Raw genomic sequence first — 19,094 nt, forward strand, 5'->3', positions numbered from 1 at the left:
CCGAAAGAGGGACCAAACGTGAGAGAATCCGATGCAGACGAACCGGTCGCTTCGCTGAAACCGGCGAAGAAGCGAACTGTCACGGACAGGGCCTTGGTCTGCGCGGGATTGGCGCTTGCCGGCGCGTCAGCCTTTTTCCCCTGGTACGTTTTCCTGAACCCGGACAAGTTCGGCATTCACGTGGCCGAAGGCGACCGCTCGCGCGACCTGCCGAACTGGCCAGGCCGCGAGATCGTCAGCGTGTCGCCGCTAGCCATGGTCAACAAGAACCCCAACGGCCCGAAAGACCTCATTCCCGATCCGTTGACGACGGCGACTGTCAGCAATGCCGGCCGCGATGACGATAAGGGGCAGCCCGCCGAGGACCAACCGCTTCCCGGGAAGTCCCCGTTTCATCTGCTGCACGTCGTAAACGGCCGCGCTCTGATCGAGGATGACACGGGCATGTACGTCGTGCGCGTCGGATCGATTCTGCCCGACAACAGCCGTCTGGCCACCATCGAACAGCGAGACGGAAAGTGGGTCATCGTCACCTCGACGGGTGATGTTTACGGCCATGATTGAAAAGCCCGGAATCGCCTGTGTTTCAGGCGTTTCGAAGAGTTTACAGGAACGCATTTCCCGCAAGTCCCACGCAAGATTATCCCGCTAGGGTGATAGTGTAAGAACGGAGAGAAGCCATGCAACCCATTCAGCTCTTTGACCTGGCCTCGCGGCAAGCCGAGTGGCTCCAGGCGCGTCAGGAAGTTGTTGCCGGCAATATCGCCAATGCCAATACCCCGAAATATCGCGCCAAGGACGTTACGCCGTTTCAGGCTGTTCTGGATAACCAGAACGTCAGTATGGTGAAAACCAATCCTGCGCATCTTTCGGGCAATGAATTCAGCACGAGCGGCGACGTCAACGTCGAAGAAGCGCCGCTCAGCCAGGAAATAGGCGTCCAGGAGTCGGGTAACACCGTCGGCCTGGAAGACGAACTCGCCAAAGCCGGCGATATCAAGCGGCAGTACAGCTTGAATACCGCACTCGTGAGCTCCTTTCATCGCATGATGTTGATGACCGTAAAACAATAGATGAAGTGAAGATGTCATGGACCCCTTATCAGCCGCATTGAAGATTGCAGGCTCCGGCCTGGAGGCCCAATCGACGCGTTTGCGTGTCGTTTCCGAAAATATCGCCAACGCCCGCTCGACCGGCGATACGCCCGGCGCCGATCCCTACCGGCGCAAGACCGTGACTTTCGGCGCCGAGCTGGACCGTACCAACGGGTTGACGACGGTCGGCGTCAAGAAGCTGGGCGAAGACACGGGCAAGTTCGTCGAGGAATACGATCCGGACAATCCGGCAGCGGACCAGAAGGGTTACGTCAAGATGCCTAACGTCAACGTCCTCGTCGAGATGGCCGACATGCGGGAAGCCAACCGCTCCTACGAGGCCAACCTGCAGACGGTCAGGCAGGCCCGCGATCTCATCTCTTCCACTATTGACCTGTTGAAGAACCAATAATGATCGACTCAATCAAGAATGTCGCCTCTCTCTCAGCCACCCGCGGCCTTGGCAGCATTGCCACGGACCTGACCTCCGCCGCATCCGGCGCGCTTGGCTCATCGCCGGCCGCCGCGATGGGAACCACGGCCGGAATGAGCTTCGCTTCGGTCATGTCGAATGTTGCGAAGGACTCCGTCAACACGCTGAAGGAAGCTGAAAATGCCTCCTTTGCCGGCATGAAGGGCGAGATGAGCACGCGCGAAGTCGTCGACAAGGTCATGCAGGCGGACCAGACGCTGCAGACCGCGATCGCACTGCGTGACAAGGTCGTGTCGGCCTTTCTCGATATTACGAAAATGCAGATCTAGAGCGGGGTTCCCGCTCTAATTACCTGATTTGGCGAGAATTATTCGCAGGCCGCATCGCGGTTTCGAAGGTCCCGCCCCAGCCCGAAGGACGAAAGCATGAGAGCGCTCGCAATTGCCGCGACGGGCATGGACGCCCAGCAGACCAATCTTGAAGTGATCGCGAACAACATCGCGAACATCAATACGACGGGTTACAAGCGCTCGCGCGCCGAATTCTCCGACCTTCTCTATCAGACCGAGCGCGCCAAGGGCATCGCCAACCGGCCGAACCAGGCCGTGGTTCCCGAAGGCGCCAACATCGGTCTCGGCGTGCAGACCGTGGCCGTGCGCAACATCCAGATCCAGGGCGAACTGTCGCAGACACAGAACGATCTCGACGTCGCGCTCGTCGGCCGCGGCTGGTTCCAGATCCAGATGCCGGATGGCACGACGGCCTATACCCGCGCCGGCTCGTTCAACAAGAGCGACACCGGCCAGATCGTCACGCCCGACGGCAACGTGCTCGAGCCCGGTATCACGATCCCGAACAATGCCAGCAACATTACCATCAGCTCGGCCGGCCAGATCGCCGCGACCATCGGCACGGCGACGACGCCGACCGTTCTCGGCCAGCTGCAGATCGCCAACTTCGTCAACGAAGCCGGCCTGCAGCCGATGGGCAGCAACCTTTTCACACAGACGCCGGCCTCCGGCGATCCGGTCGTCTCCGATCCGAACGAGAACGGTTTCGCATACCTGAAACAGGGTTACCTGGAATCGTCGAACGTCGATCCGGTCAAGGAAATCACCGATCTGATCACGGCACAGCGTGCCTATGAGATGAATTCCAAGGTCATCACGACGGCTGACGACATGGCGCAGATCGTCAGCAAGAACCTGAAGTAGCGGGAAGGATGGGCCGAACATGAGGTTTCGCCGGATGAAAAGCTTAGCAATGGCCTGGCTCGCCGCAGCGAGCCTCTCCGTCGTGTTCGTGTCGATCGCGCCCGCAGGCGCGGCACGCGCCGATGCGGCCAGCATGGGGACCGCGGTGGTGCCGACCGAGACGATCTATCCGGGCGACATCATCAGCAGCGGTCAGCTCGAGGAGGTTGAAGTCACCAACCCCAATCTGACAGGCGATTATGCCAAGCGGCTCCGGGAAGTGACGGGTCTGGTGTCGAAGCGGACGCTTCTGCCTGGCCGGACCATCTCCGTCTCGGCGTTGCGGCAGCCCTATGCGGTAACGCGCGGCTCCAACGTCCGCCTGGTGATGACCATGGGCAGCATGACGATCACCGCGGCCGGGACGCCGCTGGATGACGGCGCCGTCGGCGACAGCGTGCGGGCCCGCAATATGGATTCCGGCGTCATCGTCAACGGCACGGTTCTCGAAAACGGTACGATCCGCGTGGTCGCAAAATGAAAAGACTTCGTCAGTTTCTCGCGGTTCTGCTTGCATTGCCCAGCCTGATCGTTGCCGATCCGGCCATGGCGATGCAAGCGCGCATCAAGGATATCGCCTCGCTGCAGTCAGGCCGTGACAACCAGCTCATCGGCTACGGCTTGATCGTCGGTCTCCAGGGGACCGGCGACGGCTTGCGTTCCTCGCCTTTCACCGAGCAGTCCATGCGCGCGATGCTGCAGAATCTCGGTATCTCGACCCAGGGCGGCCAATCCGCCGCAAGGAACACCGCCGCCGTGATGGTCACGGCAAACCTGCCGCCGTTTGCAAGCCCGGGGAGCCGCATCGACGTCACAGTCAGCTCGCTCGGCGATGCCACGTCGCTACGTGGTGGCACGCTCATCATGACCTCGCTGAGCGGTGCCGACGGGCAGATCTATGCCGTCGCGCAAGGCTCGGTCATCGTCTCGGGCTTCCAGGCCCAGGGCGCTGCCGCAACGGTCACCGAAGGCGTCACGACGGCCGGGCGCGTACCCGGCGGCGCCATCATCGAACGCGAGCTGCCGTCGCGTTTCAAGGATTCGGTCAATCTGGTCCTGCAGCTGCGCAATCCGGACTTTTCCACCTCCATCCGGATTGCCGACACCGTCAATACCTGGGCGACTTCGCGCTTCGGAGCGCCGATCGCCGAGGCCAAGGATTCGCAGGAAGTCGCGATCGCCAAGCCCAAGATGGCGGATCTGACGCGGCTGATGGCCGACCTAGAAAACCTCAGTGTCCAGACCGATACGCCGGCCAAGGTCGTCATCAACGAGCGAACCGGAACGATCGTCATCGGTGCCGACGTTCGCGTCTCGCCGGTCGCCGTCAGCTATGGAACGCTGACGGTGCAGGTCAGCGAGAACCCGCAGGTGATCCAGCCGGAGCCCTTCTCGAACGGCCAGACGGCCATCCAGGACCAGACCGACATCACCGCGACCAAGAGCGGCGGCCGTGTCGCGGTGCTGGAAGGGCCCGACCTGAAGACGCTGGTCTCCGGCCTCAACAACATCGGCGTCAAGCCGGACGGTATCATCGCCATCCTGCAAGGCATCAAATCGGCCGGCGCCCTGCAAGCGGAGCTCGTATTGCAATGATATCGATCGCGATCGCCCGGAAAATGCTGAACTCCTGTGGCCTTGCGTCGGCCTTGGCAACGGTTGCCATGGTGCTGTCGCTTGGCTTCGCAACGGCGCAGGAAGCGCCGAAGCCGGTCGTCGACCCGGCTTCCAGCCAGGATGAGATCCGGCAATTCTGCACCAACATCGCCAATCCGGCCCGGGATCAGCGCTACCTGCTGCAGAAGCAGGAATTGGAAAAGCTGCAGGCGGATGTCGATCAGCGCATCGCCACCATGGACAAGCGCAAGGCGGAATACGAGGACTGGCTCAAACGCCGCGACGACTTCCTGAAGACTGCGGATCTCGGCCTGGTCGACATCTACAAGAACATGAAACCGGACGCGGCGGCGGCGAGCCTCAACGATGTCAGGATCACGGTGGCAGCGGCGATCATCATGAAGCTTTCGGCGCGCCAGTCGAGCCTCATTCTCGCGGAAATGGATGCAAAGAAGGCGGCTGTCATCACCAACATCATCTCCAGCGCATCCGACCCGAATACATCGAAGTCGAAGGACCCCACATGAACATGCGTCTTACGGCCACGTGCGCGGTCGTTGTCTTCCTCGCCGGTTGCAACTCTCAAGCTCTGAAGGAGATCGGCAGGGCGCCGGCCATGAGCCCGATCGGCAGCGGCTTGCAATACGCACAGACGCCACAGATGTCGCAATATCCGAAGCGGCCTCACCAGGTCGCGCAGGGCTATTCGCTCTGGAACGATTCGCAGGCGGCCCTCTTCAAGGATGCGCGCGCGCTCAATGTCGGCGACATCCTGACGGTGACGATCCAGATCAACGACAAGGCGAACTGGGACAACGAGACCAACCGCGACCGCACGAACAAGAGCGACATGAACTGGAACATTGCCGCCAAGATCTTCGGCTGGCAGCCTGCCACCAATGCGACGGCGACCTCGGGCTCCGATACGAGCACCGACAGCAAGGGCAAGATGCAGCGTTCCGAGCAGATCAACCTGCTCGTGGCTGCGGTCGTGACCGGCATTCTCGAGAACGGCAATCTGATGATCAGTGGCTCGCAGGAAGTTCGCATGAATCAGGAAATCCGCATTCTCAACGTCGCCGGTATCGTGCGTCCGCAGGACGTTACCGCGGACAATACGATTTCCTACGACAAGATCGCCGAGGCGCGCATTTCCTATGGCGGCCGTGGTCGTCTGACGGAAATACAGCAGCCGCCGTCGGGTCAGCAGGCCGTCGACTTGCTGTCGCCGCTCTGACGGCCGGTGGCATCGGATAGTTTGATAACGGACGGATAAGGACATGGCAGTAGCCACAGACGAACCGGCAAAAGGCAAGGGATCACCGCTGATCATGACGATCGTCGGGCTGCTGGTGCTGACCGTGCTCGGCGGCGGTGGCGGCTGGCTGCTCGGCACAGTGGTCGCCCCGAGGATCAAGATGGCCACGGCGGCCATGCAGGCAACCAAGCAAGCCGCCGGCGACAGCAAGCAGGCCACGGCGGCCGATCTGGCGAACGGCATCATCGCGCTCGACCCGATCACCGCCAATCTCGCCTATCCCTCGCAAAACTGGATAAGGCTGGAACTTGCGCTGGTATTCAAGGGTCAGCCCGACGCGCAACTCGCCCAGGCCATCCATCAGGATATCATGACCTATATCCGCACGGTCTCCCTGCAGCAGATCGAAGGCGCACGGGGGATGCAATATCTTCGGGATGACATTCAAGAGCGTGTTGACCTGCGCTCGGAAGGACGCGTATCGAAAGTTATGTTCAGAACTTTCGTGATCGAATGATTCGGTTAATACTTGTCCTATCTGTATTAGCTATCGCTGTATTGTCGCCTGAACTGGCGATGGCGCAGCAATTGCCGCAACAGCTTCCCACAGATCTTCTGAACGTCCCAGTGAATGGCTCGGTCGCGGCCTGGATCATCCGCACGTTTGGGCTGTTGACGATCCTGTCGATCGCGCCCGGCATCCTGATCATGGTGACGAGCTTTCCGCGCTTCATCATCGCTTTTTCGATCCTGCGTTCCGGCATGGGCCTGGCGACCACGCCGTCGAACATGATCCTGCTCAGCCTGGCCCTGTTCATGACCTTCTACGTCATGTCGCCGACCTTCGATCAGGCGTGGAAGGATGGCGCGCAGCCATTGCTCGCCAATCAGATTTCGGAAGCCGATGCGGTGCAGCGCATCGCCGAGCCGTTCCGAACCTTCATGTCCAACAATACCCGCGACAAGGACATCAAGCTTTTCGTCGATCTGGCGCAGGAGCGCGGTCAGACGCCGGTGGTTGATAACAAGATCGACTACCGTGTTCTGATCCCGGCCTTTATGATCTCGGAGATCCGTCGCGGTTTCGAGATCGGTTTTCTGGTCGTCCTGCCATTTCTCGTCATCGACCTGATCGTATCGACCATCGTCATGGCCATGGGCATGATGATGTTGCCGCCGACGTCGATCTCGCTGCCGTTCAAGATTCTCTTCTTCGTGCTGATCGACGGCTGGAACCTGCTGGTCGGCAGTCTCGTCCGTTCCTTCCACTGATAGGTCAGTCGCTGGCGATCGTCGGAAACCTGGTTCCCGACGATCTGCAAGCCTTACTCGGCCGCGATTGCCGCCGCGTTCTGATCATAAGTCAGAAAAGGCTCCATGCGGAGCGGCAGCGCCGGCACATCCATATGGTCGGGTGCAAGGCCCTGCTTGGCGCGCGCCACCATCATCTCGAAGGCCGTCTCCAGATGGTGGGTGAATCGCTCGGCGTCGAAGAGTGGCATGATCGAGCGATTGACGGCCAGTGTTTCCTTAAACTGCGCAATGCGTTCCGGCTGGCTGGCGAGCTCTACCGCCATATCCTCATAGCCTTGGACGTCGTCGGCCACCAGCTCCGGCAAGCCGACCGCGTTCAGCAGGCTTTCGCTGACGCGGGAAGCGAAGTTGGTGCCCTTCATGGTGAGGACCGGCAGGCCGCCCCAGAGCTGCTCCGACGTGGTCGTATGACCGTTGACGGGGAAGGTGTCGAGGCCGAGATCGGCAAGCTGCTGACGATCGATGTGGTCCTCGTAGCGAATACGGGTGGTGAAGACGACCCGCTTGCGGTTGATGCCGCGCGCTTCCAGACGTGACCAGAGATTGGCTTCGGCGCGGGCGCCGTTGCAAAGCAGCCAGAGCACGCTGTTCTTGCTGCGCTTCAAAATGTTGCACCATACGTCGACCATCTGCGACGTGACCTTGCGGTTGCCGTTGAAGGAGGCGAAGACGAAGGCCTCCTCGGGCAGGCCATGCTGCGCGCGCGTCGTCGGCCGTGGCTTCGGGCGGTACAGCGGATCGTTTGGCTGATAGCATTCGGGCAGACGGCAGAACTTCTCGTGGAAATGCGCCTTCGAATGGTCCGGCAGCACGTAGGGGTCGCCGACGATGTAGTCGAGATCGATATTGACGGCCGTGCCGGGGAAGCCCAGCCAGGCAGCCTGGATCGGGGCGGCCATGTGATTGAGGATGCGGGCGCGGCTTTCCTTGGTATGTCCCTTGAGGTCGACCAGGATGTCGATACCGCGGGCGCGGATCATTTCCGCCGCAGCCTGGTCGGAAAGGCTGCGAACGTCGACCATCGCCCCCCATTTCGCGTGATCGAATTCCTGCTCCCGCTGGGAAGACAGATCCGAATGGTCGAAGAGCGTGATCTCGAACCGATCCCTGTCGTGCAGTTCCAGGGTACGCTGCATGAGTTTCATGGTCGCATGTCCCGGCCAGAAGTCGGACGACAGATAGCCGATGCGTATCTTGTTGCCCCATGCATGCGGGGCCTCGCGCCGCGCCTCGGCATGGCCGGCTGGCAGCGGCACGGTATCGTGGATCGCAAGCTTGTTGATCGCCTCGTCGCCGCACCAGTGCAGATGGAAGAAGGGATTGTCCGGAATCACATAGTCGAGATTGCCTTGCGCGATCGACGCGGTGATGGGGGCCATGTGCTTGTCGACGACTGCAAGGTCGGACACCTCGCGGGCGAAGATCAAATAGAGCGTGCGAAAGATGATGTTGTCGGGGTGCTTCTTGAACAGCGTCGCGACGATGTGTCGGTTGCCTTCGTCATAGAGGTCGTCCGTCAGGAGTTTTGCCGCCATCAGCCGATGTCTGAGTTCAGGCCCCTCGACCAGCACGGTCTTGAAGCCGGCGAGGAGTTCCTTCTGCTGGCGGCTCAGGAAAATGCGGGTGAGGACGAAGGCAAGGTCCGGATCCTTGAACGCCATCGGCAGGATCAGACTTCCGATCGCCAGCGCCTGATTGTCGTTGCCGCAATCGCCGTGCAACAGCAGCGCTTCGCGAAGATAGTCCTCGCGACGGGGCTTTTGCCTGCCTGCCAGCTCGTAGGCGCTCGCCGCATCCGATTTAAACCCGAGCTTGAGCAATGTCTTCGCCAGCAGCGCGTAGGTCTTGGGTGACCTGTCGACGTTAAGCAATTCGTTCAGCGTTTCGAGCGCGCGCGTATATTGTCCCTTCTGATAGAAACCGGACGCTGTCACAAAGGCGTTTTTCGTATTCACGAGCGAGAACTCCGAGCGGAATGTTGAACTGGCTCCGGTCGAAGACCGAGCGCCGGCATCATGGATTCGCCCCATCATCGCGCGCGTAGCTTGCCTGAAACCGAAGCATCGATCGATAGGTCTTCATGCTTTCTTAGCCACGTTCCGGAGAGATATTTCCCGGCAGCCGGCGTTTAAGGAATTCGCAAGCAATGGATGCGAGTGTCCTTGCGACATGACGGGTTTGGTCCGCTAGGAAATGGATCGAGGTGCATGAAGCCGCTCCGTCATCGCCGGTATTCCCAGTCCGGTATGTCCTCCTTTTTGTATCCAGTTTTCAGGGGACAACCTCAATGACCAGCATCATTACCAACAATTCCGCAATGGCCGCCCTCCAGACGCTGAAGGGCATCAGCAGCAGCCTCCAGAGCACGCAGAACGCCGTTTCGTCCGGCCTGCGCATCTCCAAGGCTTCCGACAACGCTGCTTACTGGTCGATCGCCACCAGCATGAAGTCCGACGACAGCGCCCTCGGCGCCGTTTCTGACGCTCTCGGCCTCGGCGCCGCCAAGGTTGACACCGCATCGACGGCCGTCACCAGCGCCATCGACGTCGTCGGCCAGATCAAGGACAAGCTCGTCTCCGCCATGGAAGGTTCGGTTGACAAGTCGTCCGTCCAGGAAGAAATCGGCCAGCTGCAGCAGCAGCTGCAGAGTGTTGCCCAGTCGGCTTCGTTCAACGGCGAAAACTGGGTCGTAGCCGCAAACGGCGACTCCGCATCGGTTGTTGCCTCCTTCATCCGCGGCACCAACGGCACCGTTTCGGTCAGCACGACGTCCTACGCGTTCGACTCCGGCGCAACCGGCAACGTTCTGTTCGGCGCGAGTGCATCCGGCACGATCGACACGACGTCGGGCATCCTCGGCACCAAGACCGGCAGCTACTCGGTGTTCAGCCTTGACATCTCCAGCATGACTTCTGGCCAGATCTCCAGCGCCCTGAACATGGTTCAGACCGCTCTGAACTCCCTGACCAGCATGGGCTCGAAGCTGGGCTCGATCTCCAGCCGTATCGACCTGCAGACGAGCTTCGCTTCCTCGCTCTCCAGCTCGATCGAATCGGGCGTTGGCAAGCTGGTTGACGCTGACATGGAACAGGAATCGAGCAAGCTGTCCGCTCTGCAGACGCAGCAGCAGCTGGCCATCCAGTCCCTGTCGATCGCCAACTCTTCGACGCAGTCGATCCTGTCGCTCTTCCGTTAATCGGAAGCGTCGGCTACGCGCTGATCGAAATTCCTAAAGAAGAAGTTAACCGCGCCTATCTAAGGCGCGGTTTTTTTTATATTTTCAGCCTCAAGGCGGTTCAGCTTTTCTTAACTATATTGCTGTTTCTTAGGACCATCGAAGCGGCGAGTTAACCTTAACGGATTTGGTTAACAGGCATGATGCTGAATGCCGTTACCGGTTCTTAGTCCGGAATGTCCCTTATTTAACCACTGCCAAAGGGGCAAAATATCATGACGAGCATTCTTACCAATAACGCCGCAATGGCTGCTCTCCAGACGCTGCGCACCATCGGCTCCGACCTGCAGAGCACGCAGAACGCCGTTTCGTCCGGCCTGCGCATCTCCAAGGCTTCCGACAACGCTGCTTACTGGTCGATCGCCACCAGCATGAAGTCCGACGACAGCGCCATCGGCGCCGTTTCTGACGCTCTCGGCCTCGGCGCTGCCAAGGTCGATACGGCAACCACCGCCGTCACCAGCGCCATCGACGTCGTCGGCCAGATCAAGGACAAGCTTGTCACCGCCATGGAAGGTTCGGTTGACAAGTCGTCCATCCAGGAAGAAATCGGCCAGCTGCAGCAGCAGCTGCAGAGCGTTGCCCAGTCGGCTTCGTTCAACGGCGAAAACTGGGTCGTAGCCGCAAACGGCGACTCCGCATCGGTTGTTGCCTCCTTCATCCGCGGCACCAACGGCACCGTTTCGGTCAGCACGACGTCCTACGCGTTCGACTCCGGCGCAACCGGCAACGTTCTGTTCGGCGCGAGTGCATCCGGCACGATCGACACGACGTCGGGCATCCTCGGCACCAAGACCGGCAGCTACTCGGTGTTCAGCCTTGACATCTCCAGCATGACTTCTGGCCAGATCTCCAGCGCCCTGAACATGGTTCAGACCGCTCTGAACTCCCTGACCAGCATGGGCTCGAAGCTGGGCTCGATCTCCAGCCGTATCGACCTGCAGACGAGCTTCGCTTCCTCGCTCTCCAGCTCGATCGAATCGGGCGTTGGCAAGCTGGTTGACGCTGACATGGAACAGGAATCGAGCAAGCTGTCCGCTCTGCAGACGCAGCAGCAGCTGGCCGTCCAGTCCCTGTCGATCGCCAACTCTTCGACGCAGTCGATCCTGACGCTCTTCCGTTAATCGGAAACGTCGGCGCAGCGCGCCGGTCGAAATCTTTGAACAAGAAGTCAACCGCGCCTATCAAAGGCGCGGTTTTCCTTTTTTCGTCGCTTGCTGCTGCGGTGGCCTCTACGAGGCGGCCGCGAGTGTTGCGCCAGCCTTGCCGCGAACCGCATCGACGAAGCCGTCGAACAGCTTGCGCATGGCGACCTGCTTGTAGGGATAGATGGCCGGATCATCCATATTGTGGACCACCATCGCGACATCGAGCTCGAACACCAGCAGGCGCCCGTCGGGGAGTTCGGCGCAGTCGATGCCGAAATAATCGAGCCCGATGTGGCGGTGGAGAGCCGCAAAACTGTCCTTGTGACGAACCGCGAAGTCCGTATCGAAGTTCTCCATCCAGGCCTGCTCGACGGCGCGCTTTGCCGGGTTTTGCCCCATGCCGGCGCTCAGATAGTGCACGATCCAATGGTCGGAGAGCGCCATGTGGCTCGCGAAAGCCCTGCCGTTGATGAACACGACGCGCTGCTTGTTGTAGTAGCCGTCCGGGCCGCGGAAATCGATGAAGGGCGCGACGTAGAGCTCGGGAGCGGGCTGTATCTCCAGCCAGGCTGACAGTCCCGCCAGATCGGCGATGCGCTCCATTCCGTGGCCGGCATGGGTGCTGATCGGCCGGATGACGAGCGGGAATGCGAGGCCCGGAACGCAGTCTTCCAGGCGTTTGACACCCGCGCCCACGGCGACGAGATCCTGACGTGATACGCGATAGGTGGCCGGCGAGAGGATTGATGGTTCATTGGCCAGCATTTCGCTCACGCCATCACGTGTCAGCCTGCTGATCAGTTCGGGATTGCGGTTCATGACAGGGCCGTCGAAACCTGCAAGCAGCTTTTTCATATGGGCGAGGAGAGGTGCGTTTTCGGTCGATTCCCCGATTGCCATGAAGGCCACGTCGTATTCCGGCAGATCTGCGAGCGCGGTGGTCTCGAGGTCGACATAGTGCAACCACAACACACAATTGCTGCCGGCCAGCAGGAAGTCCACCGGCGTGTTCGCCATGAAATCGCCTTCCGTGACGAAGGCCAGAAGGCGCGGGCCGGTTCCATTGCCATGGACCACACAGAAATCGCGGCGCAGCTGCACGGCATTGTGCAGGATCTGGCGGGCCTCCTCGGTGCGGCTCAGCGTTTGCAGGATCGTCGCCAGATCCAGGAATGCGGCGGCATCGGTGTGATCCGCCGTCGCGCGCTGCATCAGCTCGTTCCAGAGCGGCGTCACGTCGCGGCCGGCATAGACGAGCGATACGATTCTCTGCATGCCCAGAATGCGGGCTGCGGCCGACGTGTCCAGTGAGGCCGAGGCGGTAAAAGGGGCTTTGGTCATCAGCATTGGCGAAGATCCTGTCGGGAACCGAGTGTCAAAATGCCCTGAACGAGCGCGTCTATGTCCGCCTGTCGCGTGCGATGGTTCACGATCGCGGCGCGGATTGCCGGCTGTCCGTTCAGATGGGTCAGAGACGGAGCGACCCGGCCTTCGGCATGGAGGCGTTCGACGATATCAGCGTTAATGGCCGGTGGTGCCTCGCCGTCGGGGCCGACATAGGCAAAGCAGACGATATTGAGCGTGACAGGCGCCAGCAGCTTCAGGACCGGTTCCCGCTCGATCCTTTGGGCGAGGCCGCGCGCCAGCATGCAATTGGCGCTCATCGCATTGCCCAGCGCCTTGACGCCATAGGTCTTTAGAGTGAACCAGGTCTTCAGCGCGCGGAAGCCACGGGAAAGATCCGGGCCGTAATCGCAGGGCCACCAGTCGCCGCCCGCAAGGCCCGTGGCTGCGCGGCTGAGATAGGCGGCTTCCGATGCAAAGGTTTGACGCTGCCACTCGCTGTCCCGAACGAGCAGGAAGCCGGCATCGTAGGGTACCTGGCCCCATTTGTGGAAATCGAAGGCCAGCGAATCGCAGGTCTCGATGCCCGCGAACAGATCGGCGAGATCCTCGCTCAGGATACCCAGCGCGCCCAGCGCACCGTCGACGTGAAAATGAAGATCGTAGCGGTCAGCGATGCCGCGCAGGGCGGCCAGATCGTCAACGGCGCCGGTATTCACGGTTCCCGCGCTTCCGATCACGAGAAATGGCGTGTGCCCCTCTTGCCTGTCGCGCAGGATCGCCTGCTCCAAGGCGGGCACATCGATCTGCCCGGCGGTGTTGACCGGGATGCGCCTCAGCTGATCGCTGCCGATCCCGGACATCTCGAAGGCGCGCGGCACGCAGCCATGCACCTCACGCGACGCATAGGCCACCAGCCGAGCTTCGTCGGATAGCCCCGTCGCTCGAACATCGGCGCCGAGTTTGCGGCATCTTGCAAGTTGCACCGCCACGAAATTGGCTTGAGACGCGCCGGTCAGGAATATGCCGCCGGCCGTATCCGGAAACGAGAATATCTGGCGTGTCCAGCGGATGATCTGGCGTTCGACCTCGATCGGCATGTGGTCTCGCCCGCCGAGATTGGCGTTCATCCCTCCGGCGAGCATTTCGGCAAGCATGCCGGTAACCGTGCCGCCGCCCTGCACCCAACCCATGAATCCCGGATGGATATTGCCGCTGCCATAGGGGAGAATGTTGTCGCGGAAAATCGCATGGACATCTTCGAGGTCGCTTGCTTCGATGGGCAATGGTGCATCGAATAGCGCGCGTCCGGAAGACGGGGCGGGTTGCCAGACCGGCTTTGCAGCAAGTGTTTGCAGATGATCGAACATGTCGTCCAGCATCTGATGACCCTGCTTGCGCAAGGCCTGCCAGTCGTCGGGATCGAGGCTCGTCCGCTGATGGCGATCATCCGCCATCCGTCCGGCGTCCTGCAAGCTAAACATCATCACCTCGTAATCGGCCGTTGGGCCGACATTGCCGCCTGGCCGCGTCTTACTCGACATTCGTCGGATCGGCGCAATGCTATGCCGTCCAAGATGGCGCGAGGCTGACTTGCGTTGTTCAAACGCTCCAAAATGGCAAGATCCCCCCGAAATCGATGCTTTCATGCGCGCGGAGCGAAAAGCTCTTGGGCATACGCAATGCAAGGTGGTGCAGATGGATTCCCCGAGGGCTCGATTGGCTATTCTCCGGGAAATATGATTCCGTTAATTTTTACGCGCGGCATTAACCTTTTGTTAAGGCTAATGCTGTCATTTGCAGCTAACGCAACGGTTGGTTAACCACTCTTAAGAGCCGGTTAACAAGCATGAGGCTGATTGCCGTTCCCGGCCGCAGACCGGAATGTCCCTTCCAAACTCAGCCACAAGGGGCACCCTTCGATGACCAGCATCCTCACCAATAACGCGGCAATGTCCGCTCTTCAGACTCTGCGCTCCATCAATACGAACCTCGAAGATACTCAAAGCCAGGTTTCTTCCGGCTATCGTGTCGCCAAGGCATCCGACAACGCTGCCTATTGGTCGATTGCAACCACCATGCGCTCCGACAACAGCGCGCTCTCCGCCGTCTCCGACGCGCTGGGGCTGGGTGCGGCCAAGGTCGATACGGCCTATACGGCAATGGACAATTCCATCACCGTCGTTCAGCAGATCAAGGACAAGCTCGTCGCCGCAACCGAAAACAGCGTCGACAAGGCTGATGTGCAGGAGGAGCTCGCGCAGCTTCAGCAGCAGTTGGAGAGCATTGCCCAATCCGCCTCCTTCTCCGGACAAAACTGGATGTTTGCGGCCGATGGTGCGTCGGCTTCCGTCGTCTCTTCCTTCGTGCGCAACAATGACGGTACTGTTGCCGTCAACAGCACCAGCTACAGCTTCGATACCGGGTCGCAGGGCAATGTCATGTTCGGCGCGGATGCTGCGGGCGCCATCGATACAAGTTCGGGCATCCTCGGTACCAAGCAGGATATCAACGGCACATCCTATTCCGTATTCAGCCTCGATATCACCAACATGACGAGCGGTGATATCGCCAAATCGATGAACCTTGTACAAGGCGCCCTCAACGCCATGACAAGCACCGCTTCGCAGCTCGGTTCGCTCTCGACACGCATCGATCTGCAGACCAGCTTCGTCTCCTCCCTGCAGGATACGATCGACTCGGGCGTCGGCAAGCTCGTCGATGCGAACATGGAAGAAGAGTCGAGCAAGCTTTCGGCGTTGCAGACGCAGCAGCAACTGGCGATCCAATCGCTGCAAATCGCCAACAGCAGCGCGCAGAACGTCCTGGCGCTCTTCAAGTGAGCCTTGACCGGAGCTTACGTTGAGATGGCGCGGCGGCTTTTCTCTCTTGTCGCCGCGCACAAGCTTTTGTTAACCTTGCCGCGTAACTGATTTGCAGTTTTCTGCGCAGGGCCCGTTTTTCGATCTCTTTGGAGCGATTTCGGCACCTTGTTTTAGCGACGGGCCGTGCCGGGATCTCTCCCGCTGGTGGGCATGAGGCCAATCGTTGCTGCCGGATCGGCCCGGTTTGCCAGTTCCAATGGAATTACGGATGTTCAGATGAGCAATGTGACGACGAATCGTGCCACGTCCGCGGCACTGACCGTGTTACGCGGAGTCAACAAAGATCTGGGTATCGTGCAGCAGCAGGTTTCATCCGGCTTTCGCGTCGAAACTGCAAGCGACGATCCCACCTATTGGTCGATGGCGACAACGATGCGCTCGGACCAGAGCAGCCTTTCCACGATTACGGACGCACTCGGCCTCGGCTCGTCCAAGGTCGACACGGCGTCCACGGCCATGGATAGCGTCGTAAGCCTGCTGACCCAGATCCAGGCGAAGTTGGTTTCGGCGCAGGAGCCCGGCACGAACAAGGATGCCGTCAACGCCGATATTCAGCAGCTCAAGAGTCAGCTGCAATCGGTCACGCAGTCGGCGTCCTTCTCCGGCGAGAACTGGCTCTACAATACCAATCAGCAGGCCACGACGCAGCAATCCGTAATCAGCAACTTCACCCGCGGTGCCAGCGGGCAGATAAGCCTCGTGTCGATCAACTACGACAGTTCACAAACCCTGATGATCGATACTGCCGATCCGAGCCGCGGATTGCTGACCAAGAATGTCGATGCAAGCACGTTCGACACCTCGAGCAGTGGCAGCACTACGGCCCGCAACTATTATCTTCTGGCCGCCGATAGCGGCACGACGCCGACCGGCGGGACGGAAATCGCGATCTCGAGCAGCACGACGGACGCTGAATTGACGGATATGCTCAATGTCACGAATTCGCTTCTGACGTCGGCAACCTCGGCGGATTCGACCCTGGGCCTGATGAAGTCGCGCATCGATGACCAGTCCAGCTATATTTCCAAGCTCAGTGACGCCATCAAGAGCAGTGTCGGCGATCTCGTCGATACGAACATGGAAGAGGCGTCGGTGCGGCAGAATGCCCTCCAGACGGCGCAGCAGATGGGCGTCCAGTCATTGTCGATCGCCAATAGCATGGCGAACAAGGTGTTGATTCTCCTTCAGGCGAAATGATGGTCGGGCGGCGCGGCCAGATCGGCGACGGTCCTGTCTTCATCCTCGCACAAGTTTGACTGCCTACGGTCCATCGCAGTGGCATGGTTGCGCAGTTTGCCGGTGACATCAGTCGTCATTTCCGGCAGCGCAGCCACAGGACGGAAACCGGAAGCGTGATGATCGACGTTTTGAGCATGGGAATTGTTCGGCCCTCTTATGGTATCCACTCGCAGCGCCTTGCCGATGTGAACGGGGAGATGCACGCGTGAGCTTGGTATTATCCCGATACCTCAAGGATTTCAGCGCCGAACAGGCACCATCCTCCGACGTGGTGGACATGGCGTTCGGCGAGATGGCCGTTGTCCCAGATAGTCCGGTAGAGCCGCCGGTTGATATCGAGGCGGAGCGCCGCGAGGCATATGCGGAAGGGCACGAGGCGGCCACGCAGCAACTGTCTGAGAAGCATCAGGTTGAGCTCGAGGCCATGGCGGGCTCGTTCCGCAGCGAAATCGACGCCCTGCGGGCACGCTATGAGGAGCAGGCGGCGGAAAGGATTGCGGCAGACATGACGCGTATGGCGACGATGCTCGGCCAGGCGATCAGCGCGGAAGCCGCCGCGGTGCTTGCGCCGATCATGACCGAAACGCTGACCGCCAGCGCCGTCGCCGATCTCGCCGATCTGGTCAAGGCGGCGATCCTCGACGGCAGCGCCGGTCCGATTGTGGTTAGCGGGCCCCATCATCTCTTTGAAGCCCTTCACGCCCATCTCGGCGACGATGGCGCTCTCCTGCGCCACGTCGAAGCGCCGGATGTCGATCTCGCCGTCACGATCGGCGATAGCGTTCTTGTGACGCGCATGTCCGCCTGGGCCGCCAGCCTGAGAGAGATTCTGAAATGAGCGACGGCGATCAAAATCACGGCAAGCATGAGATCATCATCGTCAAGCGGCATAGCGGCCAAGATCAGGATACCGGCCATGGCGGTGCATGGAAGATCGCCTATGCCGACTTCATGACGGCCATGATGGCGTTCTTCCTGGTGATGTGGCTCGTGAACGCCGCAAACGAGGAAACGAAGGCCTCGGTCGCCTCCTATTTCAATCCGATCAAGCTTGCCGATGAGAAGCCGACGGAGAAGGGTCTCAAGAAGCCTGTCGACCAGGCTGAAGGCGAGAAGAATCAGCAGAAATCAAATAAGCCGCAAGACAGACCGAACGACGGCAAATCCGCCAAGACGGGCGAAGACCTGACGTCCACCTCCGGCGACGAGACGAACTACTCGGAGGCTGACTTCTTCGAGAACCCCTATTCGGTCCTGGCGGAAATCGCACAGGAAGTCGGTCAGCAGGCCAATGTCAGCGCCAAGGGCGAGGGCGGTGCCGCCCAGTCGGGTCCGGCCACGGGCGCGGACGGCGGTCAGGCCTATCGCGATCCATTCGATCCGGATTTCTGGACCAAGCAGGTCAAGGTCTCCAGCGCGTCGAAGAATGCGAACGAGGAACAGTCCGCCAAGTCGGATCAGTCGCCAAAGGGCGAAGTCATCGCGCTTTCCAAGGCAACCGCTGCCGATACCGGCCAGCCGGCCAATCAGCCTCAGACCCCGGAACAGCAACCGACGGTGAGCGAGCAGCAGGCATCCGGCGCGCAGCAGCAGAACAATCGGGCAGGAAAGTCGGCACAGACCGCGAGCGCCGTCGGGCAGAGCGATGCCTCGACCTTCGAGGACAACGCCGCCGTGGCGCAGGGCAAGAGCACGACGCCGACCAAGGAGCAGCAGCAGGAAGCCAAGGAACTGCAGCAGGCGATACAGGCTGAGATCAACGGTGTCGCGGGCCAGCTGGCCGAGGGTCTGCAGGTCACGTCGACCGAAGGCGGTCTGTTGGTGACGATCTCCGATCAGAGCAACGACCCGATGTTCAACATCGGTTCCGCCGTGCCGCGCCGGGAAATGGTGCTGGCAATGGAGAAGATCGGCAAGATCCTGGCTGAGCGCAAGGGATCGATCCTGGTCCGGGGCCATACCGACGGACGCCCCTATATGGTTGGCGGCCGTAACGACAACTGGCGGCTGTCGCTCGACCGCGCCCAGAGTGCCTACTATATGCTGACCGGCGGCGGACTGGATGAGAAGCGAATCGTGCAGGTCTCCGGCTTTGCGGACCGGCGCCTGAAATTGCCCGACGATCCCTTCAACGACGCCAATCGCCGTATCGAGATCCTGATTGCGAACCCGTCGAGCCAGGCGTCGAAAGACCAGGCACCTCCCGATACCCAGAACCCCGTGAAGCCCGTCCCGGGCAAGGGCAAGTCAGGCCAAGGCAAACAGGGATAGTCC

Annotated in this window: 21 protein-coding genes; 17 read left to right on the forward strand and 4 right to left on the reverse strand. The window is 60.4% G+C overall.

What is annotated here, in order from left to right; all coding sequences use genetic code 11:
• Positions 1–18 precede the first annotated feature (18 nt).
• The 11 genes from JTP94_RS05485 to fliP all read left to right on the forward strand — a co-directional run bounded on the left by JTP94_RS05485 (position 19) and on the right by fliP (position 6,927).
• Positions 19–564: a flagellar protein gene (locus JTP94_RS05485; protein WP_204849512.1), complete on the forward strand. Its 546-nt coding sequence runs from the start codon at positions 19–21 to the stop codon at positions 562–564.
• A gap of 116 nt (positions 565–680) precedes the next feature.
• Entirely contained in the window at positions 681–1,073 is a 393-nt protein-coding gene (flgB, locus tag JTP94_RS05490; RefSeq protein WP_034513691.1) for a flagellar basal body rod protein FlgB, read from the forward strand.
• A 16-nt stretch (positions 1,074–1,089) separates the two neighbouring features.
• The gene (flgC, locus tag JTP94_RS05495) at positions 1,090–1,506 is read left to right on the forward strand and encodes a flagellar basal body rod protein FlgC (RefSeq protein WP_204849513.1); all 417 of its coding nucleotides are present in this window, start codon (positions 1,090–1,092) and stop codon (positions 1,504–1,506) included.
• Positions 1,506–1,856: a flagellar hook-basal body complex protein FliE gene (locus tag JTP94_RS05500; protein ID WP_204849514.1), complete on the forward strand. Its 351-nt coding sequence runs from the start codon at positions 1,506–1,508 to the stop codon at positions 1,854–1,856. Before flgC ends, JTP94_RS05500 begins: the two co-directional genes overlap by 1 nt.
• 96 nt (positions 1,857–1,952) lie before the next feature.
• Positions 1,953–2,741 carry a flagellar basal-body rod protein FlgG gene (gene flgG / locus JTP94_RS05505; protein ID WP_204849515.1) on the forward strand — a complete coding sequence of 263 codons (789 nt, stop codon included), beginning with the start codon at positions 1,953–1,955 and terminating at the stop codon, positions 2,739–2,741.
• Between the two features lie 34 nt (positions 2,742–2,775).
• Positions 2,776–3,261 (forward strand): flagellar basal body P-ring formation chaperone FlgA, encoded by a 486-nt coding sequence (gene flgA, locus JTP94_RS05510; protein WP_409456583.1) that lies wholly within the window; start codon positions 2,776–2,778, stop codon positions 3,259–3,261.
• On the forward strand, positions 3,258–4,376 hold the full coding sequence (locus JTP94_RS05515; RefSeq protein ID WP_204849517.1) for a flagellar basal body P-ring protein FlgI: 1,119 nt from the start codon (positions 3,258–3,260) through the stop codon (positions 4,374–4,376). Before flgA ends, JTP94_RS05515 begins: the two co-directional genes overlap by 4 nt.
• 23 nt (positions 4,377–4,399) lie before the next feature.
• Positions 4,400–4,924: a MotE family protein gene (locus JTP94_RS05520; RefSeq protein ID WP_246754664.1), complete on the forward strand. Its 525-nt coding sequence runs from the start codon at positions 4,400–4,402 to the stop codon at positions 4,922–4,924.
• Positions 4,921–5,634, forward strand: a complete 714-nt coding sequence (flgH, locus tag JTP94_RS05525; protein ID WP_204849519.1) for a flagellar basal body L-ring protein FlgH — start codon at positions 4,921–4,923, stop codon at positions 5,632–5,634. Before JTP94_RS05520 ends, flgH begins: the two co-directional genes overlap by 4 nt.
• A gap of 43 nt (positions 5,635–5,677) precedes the next feature.
• The gene (locus JTP94_RS05530; protein WP_204849520.1) at positions 5,678–6,172 is read left to right on the forward strand and encodes a flagellar basal body-associated FliL family protein; all 495 of its coding nucleotides are present in this window, start codon (positions 5,678–5,680) and stop codon (positions 6,170–6,172) included.
• A complete protein-coding gene (fliP, locus tag JTP94_RS05535; protein ID WP_204849521.1) occupies positions 6,169–6,927 on the forward strand; it encodes a flagellar type III secretion system pore protein FliP in 759 nt (252 codons plus the stop codon). The genes JTP94_RS05530 and fliP overlap by 4 nt, the downstream gene beginning before the upstream one ends.
• 53 nt (positions 6,928–6,980) lie before the next feature.
• Here fliP and JTP94_RS05540 read toward each other — a convergent pair whose 3' ends face one another.
• A complete protein-coding gene (locus JTP94_RS05540) occupies positions 6,981–8,924 on the reverse strand; it encodes a glycosyl transferase (RefSeq protein ID WP_312038135.1) in 1,944 nt (647 codons plus the stop codon).
• A 332-nt stretch (positions 8,925–9,256) separates the two neighbouring features.
• On the opposite strand from JTP94_RS05540, the gene JTP94_RS05545 reads away from it, so the two are divergent.
• Both JTP94_RS05545 and JTP94_RS05550 read left to right on the forward strand, forming a co-directional pair.
• Positions 9,257–10,165 (forward strand): flagellin, encoded by a 909-nt coding sequence (locus JTP94_RS05545; protein WP_204849523.1) that lies wholly within the window; start codon positions 9,257–9,259, stop codon positions 10,163–10,165.
• A 254-nt stretch (positions 10,166–10,419) separates the two neighbouring features.
• Positions 10,420–11,328: a flagellin gene (locus tag JTP94_RS05550; RefSeq protein ID WP_204849524.1), complete on the forward strand. Its 909-nt coding sequence runs from the start codon at positions 10,420–10,422 to the stop codon at positions 11,326–11,328.
• Between the two features lie 108 nt (positions 11,329–11,436).
• Here the strand turns inward: JTP94_RS05550 and JTP94_RS05555 are convergent, their stop codons facing one another.
• Together JTP94_RS05555 and JTP94_RS05560 are read right to left on the reverse strand one after the other, a co-directional pair.
• Entirely contained in the window at positions 11,437–12,699 is a 1,263-nt protein-coding gene (locus tag JTP94_RS05555; protein WP_204849525.1) for a RimK family alpha-L-glutamate ligase, read from the reverse strand.
• Positions 12,693–14,180, reverse strand: coding sequence for a pyridoxal-dependent decarboxylase (locus JTP94_RS05560; protein ID WP_204849568.1), 1,488 nt, complete (start codon positions 14,178–14,180; stop codon positions 12,693–12,695). Before JTP94_RS05560 ends, JTP94_RS05555 begins: the two co-directional genes overlap by 7 nt.
• A 438-nt stretch (positions 14,181–14,618) precedes the next feature.
• Here JTP94_RS05560 and JTP94_RS05565 point away from each other — a divergent pair, with 438 nt between their 5' ends.
• Positions 14,619–15,539: a flagellin gene (locus tag JTP94_RS05565; RefSeq protein ID WP_204849526.1), complete on the forward strand. Its 921-nt coding sequence runs from the start codon at positions 14,619–14,621 to the stop codon at positions 15,537–15,539.
• 258 nt (positions 15,540–15,797) lie between these two features.
• Entirely contained in the window at positions 15,798–16,778 is a 981-nt protein-coding gene (locus tag JTP94_RS05570; RefSeq protein ID WP_204849527.1) for a flagellin, read from the forward strand.
• Here the strand turns inward: JTP94_RS05570 and JTP94_RS05575 are convergent.
• Positions 16,766–16,987, reverse strand: a complete 222-nt coding sequence (locus JTP94_RS05575) for a hypothetical protein (protein ID WP_204849528.1) — start codon at positions 16,985–16,987, stop codon at positions 16,766–16,768. The genes JTP94_RS05570 and JTP94_RS05575 overlap by 13 nt on opposite strands.
• A gap of 38 nt (positions 16,988–17,025) precedes the next feature.
• Between JTP94_RS05575 and JTP94_RS05580 the strand changes: the two genes are divergently transcribed.
• Positions 17,026–17,658, forward strand: coding sequence for a hypothetical protein (locus JTP94_RS05580; protein ID WP_204849529.1), 633 nt, complete (start codon positions 17,026–17,028; stop codon positions 17,656–17,658).
• Positions 17,655–19,091 (forward strand): MotB family protein, encoded by a 1,437-nt coding sequence (locus JTP94_RS05585; RefSeq protein WP_204849530.1) that lies wholly within the window; start codon positions 17,655–17,657, stop codon positions 19,089–19,091. Before JTP94_RS05580 ends, JTP94_RS05585 begins: the two co-directional genes overlap by 4 nt.
• The last annotated feature ends 3 nt before the right edge of the window (positions 19,092–19,094 follow it).

The organism is Martinezella lusitana, assembly GCF_016901135.1.
Lineage (GTDB): Bacteria > Pseudomonadota > Alphaproteobacteria > Rhizobiales > Rhizobiaceae > Rhizobium > Rhizobium lusitanum_D.

Coding starts and splice junctions, on each gene's coding strand:
- flgB (WP_034513691.1), top strand. CDS start 681: ATGCAACCCATTCAGCTCTTTGACCTGGCCTCGCGGCAAGCCGAGTGG.
- flgC (WP_204849513.1), top strand. CDS start 1,090: ATGGACCCCTTATCAGCCGCATTGAAGATTGCAGGCTCCGGCCTGGAG.
- JTP94_RS05500 (WP_204849514.1), top strand. CDS start 1,506: ATGATCGACTCAATCAAGAATGTCGCCTCTCTCTCAGCCACCCGCGGC.
- flgG (WP_204849515.1), top strand. CDS start 1,953: ATGAGAGCGCTCGCAATTGCCGCGACGGGCATGGACGCCCAGCAGACC.
- flgA (WP_409456583.1), top strand. CDS start 2,776: ATGAAAAGCTTAGCAATGGCCTGGCTCGCCGCAGCGAGCCTCTCCGTC.
- JTP94_RS05515 (WP_204849517.1), top strand. CDS start 3,258: ATGAAAAGACTTCGTCAGTTTCTCGCGGTTCTGCTTGCATTGCCCAGC.
- JTP94_RS05520 (WP_246754664.1), top strand. CDS start 4,400: ATGCTGAACTCCTGTGGCCTTGCGTCGGCCTTGGCAACGGTTGCCATG.
- flgH (WP_204849519.1), top strand. CDS start 4,921: ATGAACATGCGTCTTACGGCCACGTGCGCGGTCGTTGTCTTCCTCGCC.
- JTP94_RS05530 (WP_204849520.1), top strand. CDS start 5,678: ATGGCAGTAGCCACAGACGAACCGGCAAAAGGCAAGGGATCACCGCTG.
- fliP (WP_204849521.1), top strand. CDS start 6,169: ATGATTCGGTTAATACTTGTCCTATCTGTATTAGCTATCGCTGTATTG.
- JTP94_RS05545 (WP_204849523.1), top strand. CDS start 9,257: ATGACCAGCATCATTACCAACAATTCCGCAATGGCCGCCCTCCAGACG.
- JTP94_RS05550 (WP_204849524.1), top strand. CDS start 10,420: ATGACGAGCATTCTTACCAATAACGCCGCAATGGCTGCTCTCCAGACG.
- JTP94_RS05555 (WP_204849525.1), bottom strand. CDS start 12,699: ATGCTGATGACCAAAGCCCCTTTTACCGCCTCGGCCTCACTGGACACG.
- JTP94_RS05560 (WP_204849568.1), bottom strand. CDS start 14,180: ATGTTTAGCTTGCAGGACGCCGGACGGATGGCGGATGATCGCCATCAG.
- JTP94_RS05565 (WP_204849526.1), top strand. CDS start 14,619: ATGACCAGCATCCTCACCAATAACGCGGCAATGTCCGCTCTTCAGACT.
- JTP94_RS05570 (WP_204849527.1), top strand. CDS start 15,798: ATGAGCAATGTGACGACGAATCGTGCCACGTCCGCGGCACTGACCGTG.
- JTP94_RS05585 (WP_204849530.1), top strand. CDS start 17,655: ATGAGCGACGGCGATCAAAATCACGGCAAGCATGAGATCATCATCGTC.